14 protein-coding genes are annotated in these 15,834 nt (G+C 63.6%); 6 read left to right on the forward strand and 8 right to left on the reverse strand.

Annotated features, from left to right (window positions below; translation table 11 throughout):
• Window positions 1-157: 157 nt before the first annotated feature.
• Both KTR60_RS00875 and KTR60_RS00880 read right to left on the reverse strand, forming a co-directional pair.
• On the reverse strand, window positions 158-979 hold the full coding sequence (locus KTR60_RS00875) for a CPBP family intramembrane glutamic endopeptidase (RefSeq protein ID WP_030535834.1): 822 nt from the start codon (window positions 977-979) through the stop codon (window positions 158-160).
• A 10-nt stretch (window positions 980-989) separates the two neighbouring features.
• A complete protein-coding gene (locus KTR60_RS00880; RefSeq protein ID WP_003945406.1) occupies window positions 990-1,769 on the reverse strand; it encodes a DUF2470 domain-containing protein in 780 nt (259 codons plus the stop codon).
• A 139-nt stretch (window positions 1,770-1,908) separates the two neighbouring features.
• On the opposite strand from KTR60_RS00880, the gene KTR60_RS00885 reads away from it, so the two are divergent.
• The 3 genes from KTR60_RS00885 to KTR60_RS00895 are packed head-to-tail and all read left to right on the forward strand — an operon-like array spanning window position 1,909 to window position 4,158.
• Window positions 1,909-2,547, forward strand: coding sequence for a hypothetical protein (locus KTR60_RS00885; RefSeq protein ID WP_065351766.1), 639 nt, complete (start codon window positions 1,909-1,911; stop codon window positions 2,545-2,547).
• A gap of 31 nt (window positions 2,548-2,578) precedes the next feature.
• Window positions 2,579-3,493, forward strand: coding sequence for a prephenate dehydratase (gene pheA, locus KTR60_RS00890; RefSeq protein ID WP_003945402.1), 915 nt, complete (start codon window positions 2,579-2,581; stop codon window positions 3,491-3,493).
• The gene (locus KTR60_RS00895; protein WP_058038060.1) at window positions 3,490-4,158 is read left to right on the forward strand and encodes a histidine phosphatase family protein; all 669 of its coding nucleotides are present in this window, start codon (window positions 3,490-3,492) and stop codon (window positions 4,156-4,158) included. Before pheA ends, KTR60_RS00895 begins: the two co-directional genes overlap by 4 nt.
• 9 nt (window positions 4,159-4,167) lie before the next feature.
• Here KTR60_RS00895 and KTR60_RS00900 read toward each other — a convergent pair whose 3' ends face one another.
• The 6 genes from KTR60_RS00900 to KTR60_RS00925 form a co-directional block, all read right to left on the reverse strand.
• Window positions 4,168-6,270, reverse strand: coding sequence for an acyltransferase family protein (locus tag KTR60_RS00900; protein ID WP_065351767.1), 2,103 nt, complete (start codon window positions 6,268-6,270; stop codon window positions 4,168-4,170).
• A 40-nt stretch (window positions 6,271-6,310) separates the two neighbouring features.
• On the reverse strand, window positions 6,311-7,129 hold the full coding sequence (locus tag KTR60_RS00905) for an ESX secretion-associated protein EspG (protein ID WP_065351768.1): 819 nt from the start codon (window positions 7,127-7,129) through the stop codon (window positions 6,311-6,313).
• Complete coding sequence (locus KTR60_RS00910) at window positions 7,129-8,382, reverse strand: PPE domain-containing protein (protein ID WP_030535831.1); 1,254 nt, start codon at window positions 8,380-8,382, stop codon at window positions 7,129-7,131. The genes KTR60_RS00905 and KTR60_RS00910 overlap by 1 nt, the downstream gene beginning before the upstream one ends.
• 60 nt (window positions 8,383-8,442) lie before the next feature.
• The gene (locus KTR60_RS00915) at window positions 8,443-8,742 is read right to left on the reverse strand and encodes a PE family protein (RefSeq protein WP_003945399.1); all 300 of its coding nucleotides are present in this window, start codon (window positions 8,740-8,742) and stop codon (window positions 8,443-8,445) included.
• Window positions 8,743-8,876: 134 nt separating this feature from the next.
• Window positions 8,877-9,227 (reverse strand): metallopeptidase family protein, encoded by a 351-nt coding sequence (locus KTR60_RS00920; RefSeq protein WP_007736028.1) that lies wholly within the window; start codon window positions 9,225-9,227, stop codon window positions 8,877-8,879.
• A 3-nt stretch (window positions 9,228-9,230) separates the two neighbouring features.
• Window positions 9,231-10,337 carry a septum formation family protein gene (locus tag KTR60_RS00925; RefSeq protein WP_003945397.1) on the reverse strand — a complete coding sequence of 369 codons (1,107 nt, stop codon included), beginning with the start codon at window positions 10,335-10,337 and terminating at the stop codon, window positions 9,231-9,233.
• 70 nt (window positions 10,338-10,407) lie between these two features.
• Here KTR60_RS00925 and KTR60_RS00930 point away from each other — a divergent pair, with 70 nt between their 5' ends.
• From KTR60_RS00930 to KTR60_RS00940, 3 genes are all read left to right on the forward strand, one after another.
• Window positions 10,408-10,803, forward strand: a complete 396-nt coding sequence (locus tag KTR60_RS00930) for an ankyrin repeat domain-containing protein (RefSeq protein ID WP_003945404.1) — start codon at window positions 10,408-10,410, stop codon at window positions 10,801-10,803.
• A 65-nt stretch (window positions 10,804-10,868) separates the two neighbouring features.
• Window positions 10,869-12,122 carry a serine--tRNA ligase gene (gene serS / locus KTR60_RS00935; protein WP_007736032.1) on the forward strand — a complete coding sequence of 418 codons (1,254 nt, stop codon included), beginning with the start codon at window positions 10,869-10,871 and terminating at the stop codon, window positions 12,120-12,122.
• 363 nt (window positions 12,123-12,485) lie between these two features.
• A complete protein-coding gene (locus KTR60_RS00940; protein ID WP_228401666.1) occupies window positions 12,486-15,701 on the forward strand; it encodes an Ig-like domain-containing protein in 3,216 nt (1,071 codons plus the stop codon).
• The last annotated feature ends 133 nt before the right edge of the window (window positions 15,702-15,834 follow it).

Consider the following 15,834-nt stretch of genomic DNA (forward strand, 5'->3'; position numbering starts at 1 on the left):
TGGACGCCGCTGCGGGGGTGGGCCCTGACGGGGTGGATTCTGGCGTGGAGGGTTCTGCCTCGGAGGCATCGGTCCACGCGGAGGTGGCCCTGGCGGCTGGCGCCGCGGAGGGCGCTGAGGATATTCGGAGTCGCCGGTCACCAGTTCACGGTACCGGTCACGGCAGCCAGGAGACGTGATCGCGCAGGAGGGCGTAACCGATGAACGCCACCATGTCGATGAGAGCGTGGGCGATGACCAGCGGCCAGAGTTTCCCGGTGCGCTGCCAGTACCGGCCGAACACGAGCCCCATGATCACGTTTCCGACGCCGCCACCGAATCCCTGATAGAGGTGGTAACTGCCGCGCAGGAGTGACGACGCGAGCAGTGATTTGTTCTCGCTCCAACCCAGCGTTCGGAGGCGAGTGATCAGGTAGGCGACGACCAGCACCTCTTCGGCACCGGAGTTCGCGATCGCGGACAGTACGAGGATCGGCACCCGCCACCAGTGATCGTCGAGCGCACTGGCCTGGACGGTGAGGTTGATGCTCAGTGCCTGAGCCACGAGATAGAACAGCAGACCGGGGAGACCGATCACAGCGGCGAGGCCGAATCCCGGTGCTATGTCGCGCCCGAATCGAGGCTTGGGGGTCAGTCCCGCAGCACGTGGACCGATCCCCGAACGCCACAGTAGATAGAGTCCCAGCGCTGCCCACGCGAGAAGCTTTGCGACGCCCAACAATTGGCGCGCCAGGTCGATCCAGTCGATGGCGGCCCGCGACGGGTTGAGTGCAACCGTCTGATCCGAGAGCGCAACCGGCGTCGCCAGGGATTCGGCGAGCGAGAGGATCCCGGACAATCCGCTGAGTCCGAACGTGACCAGCAGAACGATGGTGATCTCGATCCAGACTCCGCGTCTGGCGGTCGGATCGAGTTCCGGGCCGGCCGGGACGGGAGTCGGCGGCCGTAACCACGTGCGGACGGTTTCGCGGGCATTCACCCGCGCAACGCTAGCCGTTTGATGCGCCGCCTGATCGGAGGCCGTTGAGGAAAGGGCACCCGACCAGCATGCGGATGGCGCGGCTCAGCGCGGGAGCGTCGTCGACGGGGTTGGCGAACGGCATCCACACGTCGCGGTCACCGGTGTGATCCTCGACCCGCAGGCGAAGTCCGTAGCGGTCGATGCCGAGTGGGCGAACGCGTCCGGTGCGCATGTACGGGGGAAGCTTGCGCACGAGCAGGTCCACGAGGTCGCGGTGGTCTTCGTCGAGATGCTGCAGCCATGCGGTCTCCATTTCCCAGAAGGGATCGGGGCTGGCGTTCAGCAGTTCGTCCACGGCGACGGGTTCTGCCCCCGTTGAATCAGCGACTACAGCCGAAGCCAGGCTCAAGCGAAGGAGGACCGAGGTGTGGCCGATGTCGAGGAGCCCCGGGTGGGGATGTTCGGATGCGACGTCGTCGGCGAGAACGCGTGCCTCGTAGTCGGGCACGGCGTGCAACGAGCCGCGAAGCCACACGAGGGAGCGTACGGGCTCACGCAGCCGCAGTGGTGCGTGATCGGTGATCTCGAGGACGGCAGGCAGGCCGCCGCCGCCGGAGTTCCAGGCCAGGGCCGCAGCTGCGGAGGCATGTGGGACTGCAACGACGACGTCACCGTTCGAACGCAGGTGATGCACCGACGTGACGGTGGGATCGCTGCCTTCGATGGCGAGAACTGCGTCTTGTGCGCGCACGCAGGCGCTGCGGACGCGTTCGGCGGTGGACGGGCCGGTGCTGGTCTTCGTTGCCATGCTGCCCCCTTGGCGGGTGTTCTCTCGAACTCCATCGGATGATGAGGTAACCCTAACCTAAGGCGCTTCGGTGTGAATCGCAAGACTTTTGCGCAACTCGCGTGGAATCCGCCGCCTGCGCCGGGGTTACGGTTTGTCTGTGGCCATTCCTCTCTCACTCGGGCTGCCCGCCCCGAGAAACTCGCGCGGACTCCTCGAAGCACTCTTTCTCCCGGTTGTTCCGGCGTCGGTTCTGATCGGTGGCGAAGCAGCAGGCCGGGTTGTCGTCCGTCTCGATATCGATCCGGAAGAACTGCGTGCGGACACGGAAGCGTCGTACGAGGCCGTCCGATTCGACGTCGACGTCACCACCGACCAGATCGACGACGCGATCGCGCTGCGCCTGCCCGCTCCGCTCGCTGTGTATGTCGACGGCGGCGAAGAGGATCTGACACCCGCCGAAGCGGCGCTGCGTCTGTGCGAAGGTGGCCGGATCCCCGGACTCGCCGCCGGTCTTACGCCCACCGAAGTGGCTGATTTCCTGGCGGTACTCGCGCACGAGTCCGTCGGTTTCGTAGCCCGCGCGGCCGACGGCGACGAGGTGATCGCCCTGCTGTGTGGCACCGTCGCTGCACTGCGCGGCGACGACGTGCGCGCCGCGATGGTCGATCCGAGGCCGGAAAAACTTGCCGCGCTGATCCCCGAAGCCGCGTCGGCCATGCGTGAGGTGCTGCTCACGATCGAGGTCGCGGATCTGCCTGCAGTGGAAACGGCTTTGCGTGCCGCGGGTTTGCAGTGACCGGCGTGGGTCGGTGCGTAATCTTTTAGGCGTGCCAAGAATCGCGTATTTCGGTCCGTCGGGAACCTTCACGGAGATAGCTCTCGCCCAGTTGGAGGCTGAGGGCGCGTTCGGCGAAACCGTCGAGCGAGTACCGGCCGGCAGTCCACCGGCGACTCTCGACATGGTTCGCGACGGTTCCGTGGACGGAGCCGTGGTTCCCTTCGAGAACTCGGTGGAAGGCGGCGTAGCTCCGACGCTCGATTCACTCGCTCTCGGTTCTCCGCTGCAGATCGTCGCCGAAACCGATCTGGACGTGAGTTTCTCCATCCTGGTTCGGGCCGGGACCACCGCCGATCAGGTCCGAACGATCGGCGCGTACCCGCATGCGGGCGCGCAGGTCCGCGGATGGATCGCCGAGAACCTGCCCCAGGCCGAGGTGGTGTTGGCGTCGTCCAACGCCGGTGCGGCCCTGGATGTGCAGGCCGGAACCGTCGACGCCGGTGTGTCCACGGCTTTGGCAGGTCAGATGCTCGGACTCGACAGCCTGGCGGACAACGTCGCCGATGTAGGCGGCGCCCGCACACGTTTCGTGTTGGTCACCAAGCCGGCCCCGGTTCCGGCGCGGACCGGTGCCGATCGCACCGCGCTGGTGCTTCATCTCGACAACGCTCCCGGCTCCCTGGTGCGTGCACTCTCCGAATTCGCCGCTCGCGGTATCGACCTGACTCGGATCGAATCACGGCCGATGCGAACGGAATTGGGCACGTACCGGTTCTTCGTGGACTGCGTCGGACACGTCGAGGACTCGCTGGTGGCCGAGGCGATGCGTGCGCTGCATCGTAAATCCGGAGTCCGCTTCCTGGGGTCGTGGGCGACAGCGAATTCGACCGGGCCACAACCTCCTTCGGACGAAGAAGCGATTCGGTGGATCGACGAACTCAAGCATGGAGGGGGAGAACGATGACCGGAAGGCTCATCCTCGTTCGGCACGGTCAGACGGAGGCGAATGTCGCCAAACGTCTCGACACCGCACTACCCGGAGCAAAGCTCACGCCGGAAGGGTTGGCGCAGGCCGAGACGTTGGGCATCGGCCTGGCTTCGGCGCCTCCGCTGGCACTCGTATCGTCGTTGGCTTTGCGTGCCCGGCAGACCGCAGGTTTCGTGGAGCAGGCCGCCGGTGTCACTCTGGATGTGCGGGACGGATTGCACGAGGTGCAGGCCGGTGACCTCGAAGATCGTACCGACGAGGCCGCGCACCGACTGTTCATGGAGACGTTCCATCACTGGCACACCGGCAACCTCGGCGCTCGCATCCCCGGTGGTGAAACGGGATACGACGTCCTGGAGCGGTACGTCCCCGTCGTCAATTCGTTGCGCGAAGAATTTCTCGAAGGCTCACGAGACGGCGGCGACATCGTCGTGGTCAGTCATGGTGCGGCGATCCGTCTTGTCGCAGCCCAGCTTGCCGGTGTCCCCGGTCTGTTCGCAGCCAACAACCACTTGGCCAACACCGAGACCGTCGAACTGTTGCCTTCGGTCGACGGCGGTTGGGAGTGCCTGCGCTGGGGAACCGTCAACCCGCCGTTCGAGCATCGACTCATCCCCGGTGCCGACGACGTGATGGGCTGACGGTCGGCTTCACCACCAACCGGTCTGGACGCTCAGTTGGCGCCCGAGTTCAGCGGACAGCGTGCTCACGTAGCTGGCTGTCAGGTGGTGGGAATCGTGATACACCAACACATTTCCCTCCACGACGCGGCACAACTCCGGTCCGCAGACGCCGTCGCTGAGGTCGAGTAGACGGACGTTGGTCAGATCGCCGATCGCCGACGGCGCCGGATTGACGTCGCTGAGCATTTCGGACCGTGGCATCGCGCAGTGATCGGGTGACGTGGTTGTCGCCAGACAGTCGATCGCGCGGTAGGCGACGCCGTCGTGGTGCAGCCACGGGGTATCGCGGATGGCGAGTACGTCGATACCGTCGCGCCCCAGTTCCTCCCACACGTGTACGTAAGACTCGGGCGTCACGTCGCCAGGGCCGTCGGAACTCGGCCTGGTTGCCGTCGTGAACACGAAATCGGGTGAGGCGTCGGCCAACTCGGTCAGCACTCCACGCGACCAGTCGACGCAATCCGGATAGTCGTTGTCCGACAACGTCTGCATGGAGTCGATGGTGAGCGGGCAGCCCATCTTCAGATACGTGTCGACGCGGAACCCGTGACTCTTGCCGAGTTCGTCGAGCGCAGTGAGCCAGTGCTCGGAGTGCGAACCACCTGCGAGGGCGATGGTTCTGTCGGCGTCGGCGTCGCCGTAGGTGCAGTGGACGACGTCCCGCTCGAGAAAATCGGCGATACAGCCGTCGAGCGTACTGGCCGGAAGGTCCAGTGGCGCATCGAAGATCGAGGGAACCATCGACGCCTTGGGTACTTCGGCACCGTCGGTGAGCGCGAGTGCGCCGGGATGGGTCAAGAGGTCGAGGGTGTCGACTGCCCGCTGGCCCGTCGTCTGGCTGCTCGCGTACGACTGCCAGGCGACCGAAGCGGCGAGGACCACGGCAGCGGTGACGACGCATGCCAGGACGGTGTACCGGCGCGAGCGGCCTCCACGTTCCACCGGAACCTCGATCAGGCGCCGGAGTGCAAGCGCCCCCGCGACGGAGAGGGCGATGATCAGTGCCCCACCGAGCAGGCCGGCTTCGGGGCGTCCGGTGATCACGAGTGCAAACACCAGAATCGGCCAGTGAATCAGGTACAGCGCGAATGCGAACGAGCCGAGCCACGTCAGTGCCGGATGGGCGAGCGTCTTCGACGTCCAAGGCGTGTCGTCGCCGACTCCGGACAGGATCAGCGCAAGAGTGGCCAGCACCGGCACCAGCGCCCACGGGCCGGGGAACTGCTGGGCGCCGTCGAGCACTATGCCGCACAACAGGATCGACGAAAGCCCCGCCCAGCCGATCGTTGCTCTGACCGAGAACGGCAGGGATGCGATCTGCCGACTGCGTGTGCTGGTCATCAGAACGGCCAGCAGACCACCGAGGGCCAATTCCCACAACCTGGCGCCGGAGTCGTAGTACGCCCAGGCTTGGTGACGCGAAGATTTGGCGAGTGCGTAGAGGAAAGATCCTGCGGTCAGAACCAGAAGGGTGACCGCGAGTGACGGGCGGAAATAGTTGGGATTCACGCGTGAAGCGACATAAGCGATCACGGAGACCAGTGCGATGGCCAGGAGATAGAACTGACCTTGTACGGCCATCGACCACAGGTGCTGCAGGGGAGTGACCGAGCCGTCGGCGGCCAGGTAGTCGCTTGCGGTGCTGGCGAGCTGCCAGTTCTGGAAGAACCCGAGCACCGCGATCAGTTGATCGCCCAGATCGGCCCAGCGTGTGCGTGGCAGCAGCAACGCGGTCCCCAGTGCGGTCAAAATGCTGACCACCGCGATCAGGGGGAACAGCCGCAGAAACACCCGCCGCAGTGCCGGGACCGGGTTGAGTGAACCCCCGGCTTCGGCGCGTCGAACCAGTGAGCCGACGAAGAAGTATCCGGACAGAACCAGGAAGACGTCCACCCCGCCCGATACCCGTCCGAACCACACGTGGAACACGACCACCAAACCGATGGCGAGGCCACGCAGTCCGTTCAGGTCTTGTCGGTGCGGTGTTGTTGCCCGTTCTTCGTTCGGCCGGTCGATCGTGGCGACCGAGCCTTGTTCGCCCGGTGACGACGGTTGACGCGAGAACTGCATGCTGAAGTAAGGCTCCGGGCGTTGAAGGGACGCCCCGAGGTTACCCGGAAGTCTCCGGCGCCGATTCCTCGAGTTCGGTTACCAGCGCGTTCACGGCTTGTCGGAGGCGATGGGATGTTCCGGAACTGATGGACGTCCATTCGGTGCCGTCGGCGGCCCGAGTGGTCGAACCGACCAGCCGACCCGACAAGGTGTCGTACACAGTCACTGCGCCGGTCATGAGCGTCGTCGCTCCCAAACTGTGTGGTATTCCGACCAATTCGGCGAAGGCGGTGCATGTGACGATTGCGCTACCCAGTTGGCGCGCGTCGTCTTCGGGTATCCCGGCGTTGATCAAGGCCGAGGTTACGCTGCCTGCATCCGGGCCGGCGCCGAATGCCAGGCTGAGCATCTCGGTCGGTGCGTTGATCACGGCAATCGGCATTGCTTCGGCGCTGCCGAGCGCGGTGACAACGGGTGCAGTCGCTTCGGCGGTGACGCTGCGCAATGCGAACGAAGAATCAGTTGAAGTCGCTTCGACACAAAGGAATTCGCCCTGCGCGACGCAGAGGCGTGAAATGCTTCCGCCGACATGCCGACGCAGCGCCAACTCCCACTTGGGGTGGGTCAGGACGCGCAGGCGGGCACTGAGTTCGTGATGGATCTCCCCGCCGGGGAGGAGATCGCGCTCGGAGAGTGAATCTGCCGCGGACTGCATCGCCGTACGGTGAGCGCTCGCACTGCCGTGAACCGTCGCGCCACCGAGAACCACGGGAAGCGCATCGAGTCCGAGTCGCTCACGTACATAGTCGATTTCGTCCTGTGACAGGGCGACGACAGGTAAATTCCACCCCTCAGGTGAGGTGCCGAGGTCCACCATCAATGCTCTGCAGTTTCGAGTGCGCCACCGATCACGGACGGGATGACTGTTCGGCCGTCGGCGAAGTGCTCGAAGTGCTTCAGGTAATCGGGTGTGTCGTGCTCGGTCTCGTCTTCAGATTGGGCCGCATGACGGCCGCCGGCGATCGGCGCAGATCCGCCTGCGGTTCGGGCCGGATCCACCTTGACGGTATCCGCGGTGCCCTGAACCGGCGAGGTCACGGGGTTCTGGCGCGTGGCGCTCTGGCCGGTGGAGGGATCAGGAAGAGCGTGCCGACCGGTGCTGCTGCTCGACGACGAGCCCGCGATTGCTCCGGCTCCGGTAGTCGCGGATGCTGCGCTGACCTGTGCCGGTGCCCGGCTTGCCGACGGGGTGCCGAACAGTGATGGTGTGGAAGCGCCGAGTCTTGCGCCGCCGAGTCCCGCGCCGCCCAGTCCGGTGAGTCCTGCTCCTGCCGTCGCGAGAGCTGATGCGGCAGTGGTGGCGCCTGTGACTGCGGTGGTGGTGGCGCTGGCTGCGGTGGCAACTCCACCGGAGATGGCACCGGCCTGTGAGGCAGCGGCGGCAAATACCGGGTTGGAAACTACGGATGCGACAGCAGCGGTGGCGGCGCGCACGGGATCCGCGATTGCGTCAGCGAGCGTGGATGCCGCTTGCACGACGGACTGTCGTGCGGCGCTGCCTGGGCTTTCGGCCGAAGCGGATGCCCCAGCTGTGGGTTCCGCGATGGACGGTGGTGAGTCGAAGTTCTGCTGCACGGCCAGATGGGCCGTTGCGGCGTCGTACGTTTCCATTGTCACCGCCGCTCGAATTTTGAGAGCTTCTTCGGCAGCCTCGGCTGCAGCGGCTCCGCCTACCAGCGCCCCGCCGATGGAATACGCGGCGACCTTGGCCGCTTGAACTGCTGCAATCTCGGCCAGGGACGGCATGGCGAGGGTGGCAACCGTGTACGAACCGGACTGCACCTGGGCCTTACCTGCAGTTTCTCCCGCGAGCAACGCGGCAGCAGCAGCCCATTCCTGAAACGGCGCGAACTTGCTCAATGCGGCATCCGCTGCTTCTCCGGACCACCCGGTGCGAAGGTCCGCCATCACGCGAGAGATTGATGCAGCGGTGTCGGTCAGTCCGGACGACACGGTGGACCAGGCCCCGGCCGCCACGCCGAGAGGGACCGGCCCGGCTCCGGCGACCAGTGCTGCGGAGTTGGGTGCTGCGCCCCGTGGATACCAGATGACGCCGGTGATGCCGACCATTGTTCTTCCCCCCAGGAAGTGTGACTGTGTTGCCGAGTTACCGAGCTCGATTTCTGTCGATCAGATCGGTGCGGCTGCCAGGCTGGACTTGGTGAGCTGGTCTTCGAGCTCGTAGGCAGCTGCATTCTTGCGCAGAGCTGCCGCAGCCGCGGTGAGCTCCTCGATTGCCCGATCGGTGGACGAGGCAAGGCTGCCCGAGATGGTGTTGAAGTAATTTGCCGCGCTACCGGACACTTCTTCGGATCCCGCTGGGAGAACGCGTAGCGTCGGCTGCGCAGTAGAGACGATTCCGCGCAATCGCGTCGCCGCAGACTCGAGTTCCATTGCGGCGGCAACTAGGGCTTGAGGGTCGACGTGCATAGTGCCGAACTCCTTCCTGACCAGGGCGGATAAGTGGTCGGGAGGCCGTGCGCACAGCCGTCGATATCCCCCCGCACATACTTTGATGCCTACCGCCCGCTTTTGGTTCCCCCCGAAATCGGACGACTTTGCCCTCAGCCCCAGCCGAGTTCGTGCAATCTGTCTTCTTCGATGCCGAAGTAGTGCGCGATCTCGTGGATGACGGTCACGGCAACCTCGTGAACAACCTCGTCCTCGGATGCGCAGATGTCGAGTATCGAATCGCGGAAAATAGTGACCGTGTCCGGCAGGTACCCACCGTAATGAGAATCCCGCTCGGTCAGAGCGACGCCCTGATACAAACCGAGCAGCCCCGGCTCTTCCTCGTCACGTGCTTCGACAAGCACCACGACATTGTCGATTGCCTTGGCAAGTTCGGGCGGAATCAGATCGAGCGCCTCGCCGACCAGTTCCTCGAACCGGTCGGGCGTCATAGTTACCGTCATGGCTTACGACGGCGGAGCTGCGCCGGGCAACGGCGTCGGCAACGACCGACCTTCCGGTGCAGCGGGTGGCGGGACCGGAGCGGCGCCGTTGATCAGGATGTCGCCCTTGGCGCTTCCGGTGATCGCGGCAAACCCGCCGGTTTCGACCTCTTTGCCGATCGAACAATTGACTCGGCGGCTGCCGGCCAACCAGCTTTCCAGTGAAATGTTGTCCCAGAACAGTGTCAGCGTCTTGTCGCGAAGCGCGTCTGCGGAACCAAGGTACTCGTTGGACGCCTGAGTGCAGACGCCCTCGAGATAGCGGTCCTGATCTTCGACCGACGGCATTGCGCCCGGGAATTGAGTGCCGAGGTCTATCACCGAAATAACCTCGTATGCATGCGGTTTCGCGCAATCGACCGGATCGGTGGGGAGGTTCTGGTTGATGCCGATGCACGTGCCGACGTCCCACACGTTCGACTGGTCCTGGTCCGCCACGCGGCCAACGAACGGTTGTAGCTCGCCGGTCGTGGTCGAGAACTGCAACCCGCAACGCAGTGCGCGCTCGCCCGAAGCCCAACCCGATTCACTCGGGAACATCAAGCCGACGCTGAACTTGCCCTTGGGATCGAATTTCGAATCGAGGTAGGACATGACGATGGGTGTGCAGTGCTCGTCGCGTAGTTCGGCGAATCGAAGGGCGCCCGGGTACCGGGAACCGGGGCCGAACTCGGCGCCCGGGAACACCGAGAGGTCGAGTGGTCCGGCTACCTCGAAGCGGTGTTCAGTTCCGCACTGAACCTTCGACATGTCCGTGCGGTCTCCGCCCGACTCGGTCGCAGGCGTCCAGTTGAGACAGTCGCCGGCCGCAGCCGCGGTGAAGGCGTCGTCGCGAGTCGATCCCGTCGCTGCGGGACCACCGCCACTGACACTGACCGAGGACGAGTCGTCCTTGTTCAATCCACCGGAAATCGCGATCGTTGCGATCGCGGCGACCACCGCACCTACCGCCACAGCAGCCAGGACCCGACGGGTGCGACTCGCGGAGACAGTTTTCTTCGCCGGCGTCCCCTGGGGATCGGCCGGATCTGGCGACTTCTCGATCTTGTCTTCGGACATCGATTCCATCATGCCTGTTGCCGTGGCGATATCGAACCTTCACTACAAAACTCACAATCGCGTCTGTGAGTATTTTGTAGTCATGAGCGAAAACACCCCACTCGATCCCGAGGCTGTCGAGCTGGCGGGCCGGCTCTTCGACATGGCACGAACCGGTGATGCAGCCGGGCTGGCGTCGTACGTCGATGCCGGAGTTCCCGTCAATCTGACCAACGAGAGTGGCGACACGCTCGTCATGTTGGCGGCGTACCACGGTCACGCTGACGCCGTCGTTGCCCTGATCGAGCGCGGCGCCGACGTCAACCGGCCCAACGACAAGAACCAGACGCCCCTTGCCGGAGCGGTCTTCAAGGGTGAGGATGCGGTGGTGAAAGCGCTGGTGAGCGGGGGAGCCGACCCGAAAGGTGGACACCCGACTGCCGTCGACGCGGCTCGGATGTTCGGACGCGAGGACTACCTGAGTCTGCTCGAATCGTGATCTCTCCCTCTCCGACGTGGACGTGACCGTCGGAGAGCTGCAGTGAGTGGGTAAAGTTCGAAGTCGTGATTGACCTCAAGTTTCTCCGTGAGAACCCCGAAATCGTCCGCGAGTCGCAGCGCACCCGTGGAGAAGATCCAGGACTGGTCGACGCTCTGCTCGAAGCCGACGCGTCCCGACGCGCTGCCGTTCTGACCGGAGACAACCTCCGTGCAGAGCAGAAGGCCTTCGGCAAGAAGGTCGGACAGGCATCTCCGGAGGAGCGTCCCGCACTGCTCGAAGGTTCCAAGGAACTGGCGGCAAAGGTCAAGGAAGCCGAGGCCGCGCAGCACGAGGCGCAGGCCGCGCTCGACGCCGCACACCGCGCGATTTCCAACGTCGTACAAGAAGGTGCGCCGGCCGGCGGCGAGGACGATTACATCGTTCTCGAACACGTCGGTGAGATTCCGAAGTTCGACTTCGAGCCGAAGGATCACCTCGAGCTGGGCGAGTCGCTCGGCCTGATCGACATGGAACGCGGCGCCAAGGTTTCGGGTTCGCGCTTCTACTTCATGACCGGCTACGGGGCCATGCTCCAGCTCGGACTGCTGCAGTTGGCTGCGCAGAAGGCGATCGCCAACGGATTCACGATGATGATTCCGCCGGTGCTCGTACGCCCGGAAATCATGGCCGGTACCGGCTTCCTCGGTGCTCACTCGGACGAGATCTACCACTTGCAGGATGACGACCTGTACCTCGTCGGAACTTCCGAGGTACCCATGGCCGGCTACCACTCGGGCGAGATCCTCGAACTGAACGAAGGCCCTAAGCGCTACGCCGGTTGGTCGTCGTGCTTCCGCCGCGAGGCCGGAAGCTACGGCAAGGACACCCGCGGCATCATCCGTGTTCATCAGTTCGACAAGGTCGAGATGTTCACGTACTGCCGTCCCGAGGACGCCGACGCCGAACACCAGCGTCTCCTAGGGTGGGAGCGAGACATGTTGGCGGCCATCGACGTTCCGTACCGCGTGATCGACGTCGCCGGCGGAGACCTCGGTTCTTCGGCTGCGCGTAAGTTCGACTGCGAGGCATGGGTCCCGACGCAGGGCACCTACCGCGAGCTGACATCGACGTCCAACTGCACGACGTTCCAGGCCCGCCGCCTCGGAGTTCGGTACCGCGACGAGAACGGCAAGCCGCAGACGGCCGCCACTCTCAACGGCACCTTGGCTACGACGCGCTGGATCGTGTCGATTCTCGAGAACCATCAGCAGGCCGACGGCTCGGTGCGAGTGCCCGAGGCATTGGTGCCGTTTGTCGGCACGGATGTGCTTCGCTGACACGCTGAACCAACACAATCAGGGCCGCGACGGACTCCGTCGCGGCCCTTTTCGTACTTTCGTACTGGTAGGTTTGGAACTTTTTCTGAACTGACGAAATATCAACTTTTTCCCGCCGATTGGCGCGGTGACCACCAAAAGCGTTGTCGATGGGCCGCTTTGGCGATAGTTTTGCGTTCAATCGAGTTTCCATACCCTGCTTTTCCATCCCGCGTCTGGTGATACGAGGGTGAGTCCGGGGTGAATTGGACAAGTGTCTTGCCAAAAGTAGTACACGTACTAGTTTTTTCGTTATGTTGTGACGGCGCGCACACGTTTTGTCCGAATCCACTGCTCATGTTTGCCCTTCCGAAGGAAGTGCCCATGCCCCAAATCTCTCAGTTGCGGCGATTCGCCGTGCCCATAACCGGAACCGCCATGGTCGCCGGAATGCTGCTGGTCGGCACGCCCGCGTCAGCTGCTATCTCGACCACCGGTTTCAAAACAGCGTGCGTTGCCGGATCGATTATCGGAGACGTCCACAAGGTCACCGACAACCTCATCACGGTCGACGCCCCGGCTTCTGTCCAGCCCGGCGAGACTTTCACCTACCGAATTCAGCCGAGCGGAACGTCATATCCGGACAAGGACTCCGGAGCGACTACTACGAACTTGTCACGTCTGAAAATCGACTATGCCATCCCGAGCAATGCGACGTACGTTTCCGCTACCGTCGTCGCAGGTACCTCCATCGGACTCGACAATGTCGCACCGAATGTTCTCAGAGTCAACGATTCTGGCAATGTCGACGGCAGCGGCGGGATCCTGCGGTTGTCAGGAAACAACCAGGTGATCGGCAACAGTCCGACGACGAGCACGAACTCGGAGGGTGGAATTCGAGTACCGAAGTCCAAGAAGAACCTCGATGGCTCGACAAACGGCAACGGAGACACGTGGTTCCGACTTCCCGCAGTCGACGTAACAATGGTCGCTGGTGCGACGGGAGTGATCCAGCCGAAGGTGAGGACCGCGGGTGCGGCCGGCAACCTCGGTGCCAGCGAAAACTTCAGCACTCAGCTCGCAAAGGCGAGTTTCCTTGGTACACAGTGGGCTCCGACCCGGTGCTCGCCTCGCGAGAACAAGGACACCACGCCTCTCAACGCTGGTGCAGGTCCACTCGCGACGATCAGCATTGCTTCGGCTCCGGTGGATGTCGAGACCACGACGTCACTCTCGGTTCCGGCTACTGCCATCACAGGTACGGCGGTTGATCTGACGGCCACCGTGGCTCCGAACAACGCTGTCGGCACGGTGCAGTTCAAGTCGAACGGCACGGCGATCGGCACTCCGGTCACGGTGACTGGCGGTGTTGCGACATTGAGCCATGCGTTCGATGCTGCTGGTGCGCAGAGTGTTACGGCTGATTTCACTGCTGGTGCAGGATTTGTGAGTTCGTCGGCGTCGGCTCAGACGGTGACCGTTTCTGATCCGGCTCCGGTGGATGTGGAGACGACGACGTCGCTCTCGGTTCCGGCGACTGCCGTCACGGGTACGGCGGTTAATCTGACGGCGACGGTTGCTCCGAATACTGCTGTCGGTACGGTGCAGTTCAAGTCGAACGGCACTGCAATCGGTTCCCCGGTCACGGTGAGTGGCGGTGTTGCGACTCTGTCGCACGCGTTCGATGCTGCTGGTGCGCAGAGTGTTACGGCTGACTTCACCGCTGGTGCTGGCTTTGTGAGTTCGTCGGCGTCGGCTCAGACGGTGACCGTTTCTGATCCGGCTCCGGTGGATGTGGAGACCACGACGTCACTCTCGGTTCCGGCGACTGCCGTCACGGGTACGGCGGTTGATCTGACGGCGACGGTTGCTCCGAATACTGCTGTCGGTACGGTGCAGTTCAAGTCGAACGGCACGGCAATCGGCTCCCCGGTCACGGTGACTGGCGGTGTTGCGACTCTGTCGCACGCGTTCGATGCTGCTGGTGCGCAGAGTGTTACGGCTGATTTCACCGCTGGTGCTGGCTTTGTGAGTTCGTCGGCGCCTGCTCAGACGGTGACCGTTTCTGATCCGGCTCCGGTGGATGTGGAGACCACGACGTCACTCTCGGTTCCGGCGACGGCGATCACGGGTACGGCTGTTGATCTGACCGCTACCGTGGCTCCGAATACTGCTGTCGGTACGGTGCAGTTCAAGTCGAACGGCACGGCAATCGGCTCCCCGGTCACGGTGACTGGCGGTGTTGCGACGCTTTCGCACGCGTTCGATGCTGCTGGCGCTCAAAGCGTTACGGCTGACTTCACCGCTGGTGCAGGGTTCGTCAGCTCGTCGGCGCCTGCTCAGACGGTGACCGTGTCGGATCCGGCTCCAGTGGATGTCGAGACCACGACGTCACTCTCGGTTCCGGCGACGGCGATCACGGGTACGGCTGTTGATCTGACGGCGACGGTTGCTCCGAACAATGCTGTCGGTACGGTGCAGTTCAAGTCGAACGGCACGGCAATCGGCTCCCCGGTCACGGTGACTGGTGGTGTTGCGACTCTGTCGCACGCGTTCGATGTTGCTGGTGCGCAGAGTGTTACGGCCGACTTCACCGCTGGAGCTGGCTTTGTCAGCTCGTCGGCGTCGGCTCAGACGGTGACGGTGTCGGATCCGGCTCCGGTGGATGTGGAGACGACGACGTCGTTGTCGGTTCCGGCGACGGCGATCACGGGTACGGCTGTTGATCTGACGGCGACGGTTGCTCCGAACAATGCTGTCGGTACGGTGCAGTTCAAGTCGAACGGCACGGCCATTGGTTCACCGGTGACAGTCACGTCGGGTGTTGCGACGCTCTCGCATTCGTTCGATGTTGCTGGTGCACAAAGTGTTACCGCTGACTTCACCGCTGGTGCTGGGTTTGTGAGTTCGTCGGCGCCTGCTCAGACGGTGACGGTGTCGGATCCGGCTCCGGTCGACAAGGCGACAAAGACGGTGCTGAGTGTTCAGGGTGAAGCCAAGGTCGGACTGCCTGTTGATCTCTTCGCGACAGTGTCCGAAGATCCCTCGGACGCCCTGGTGCCGTCCGGCGGAACGGTCCAGTTCAAGATCGGTGGAGTCGATCTGGGCGCCCCGGTCGCGGTTGTTGACGGAGTTGCCAAGCTGCCGCACGTGTTCGGAGCAGAAGGCACCTTTGCAGTCTCGGCTGCATTCAGTGGATCCGGTGTGTTCACGTCGTCCGCTGCGGAGTCTGTCGACGTCAATGTCACGGTTCCGACCCCGTCGGATGTCGAAAGCTCTACGTCGTTGACGGCTCCGTCCTCGGCAAAGGTCGGCACGGCGGTGCAGCTGAAGGCTGTGGTCAGTTCTTCCGGCGCGACGTCGGGAACCGTCCAGTTCTTCGACGGAACGACTCCGATCGGAACTGCCGTTGATGTTGTCGGTGGGCAGGCCGTGCTGAGCCACACCTTCACCACGACCGGCAACCATTCGATCACCGCGGTCTACAGCGGAGCCCAGGGCGTCACGGGTTCCACGTCGACTGCATCGGTTGTGAACGTCGGTAACGGGGGTGGTGGCTCCGGTTCGCTCGGTTCGCTGTCGCTGCCGTTCGGTTCATGATTCTCCGATGATGTGATGCCCCCTTGCGCCCATAGGTGCAAGGGGGCATTGCTCTTCGGGAATCGCGGATTGGTCGTTAGCTGAACTATTGGCAATTCGTGAATATTTGTCTGAAATAACTGATACAAGTACT

Origin of the sequence: Rhodococcus sp. C1, from assembly GCF_020809065.1 — a bacterium.
Taxonomy (GTDB): Bacteria; Actinomycetota; Actinomycetes; order Mycobacteriales; family Mycobacteriaceae; genus Rhodococcus_F; species Rhodococcus_F qingshengii.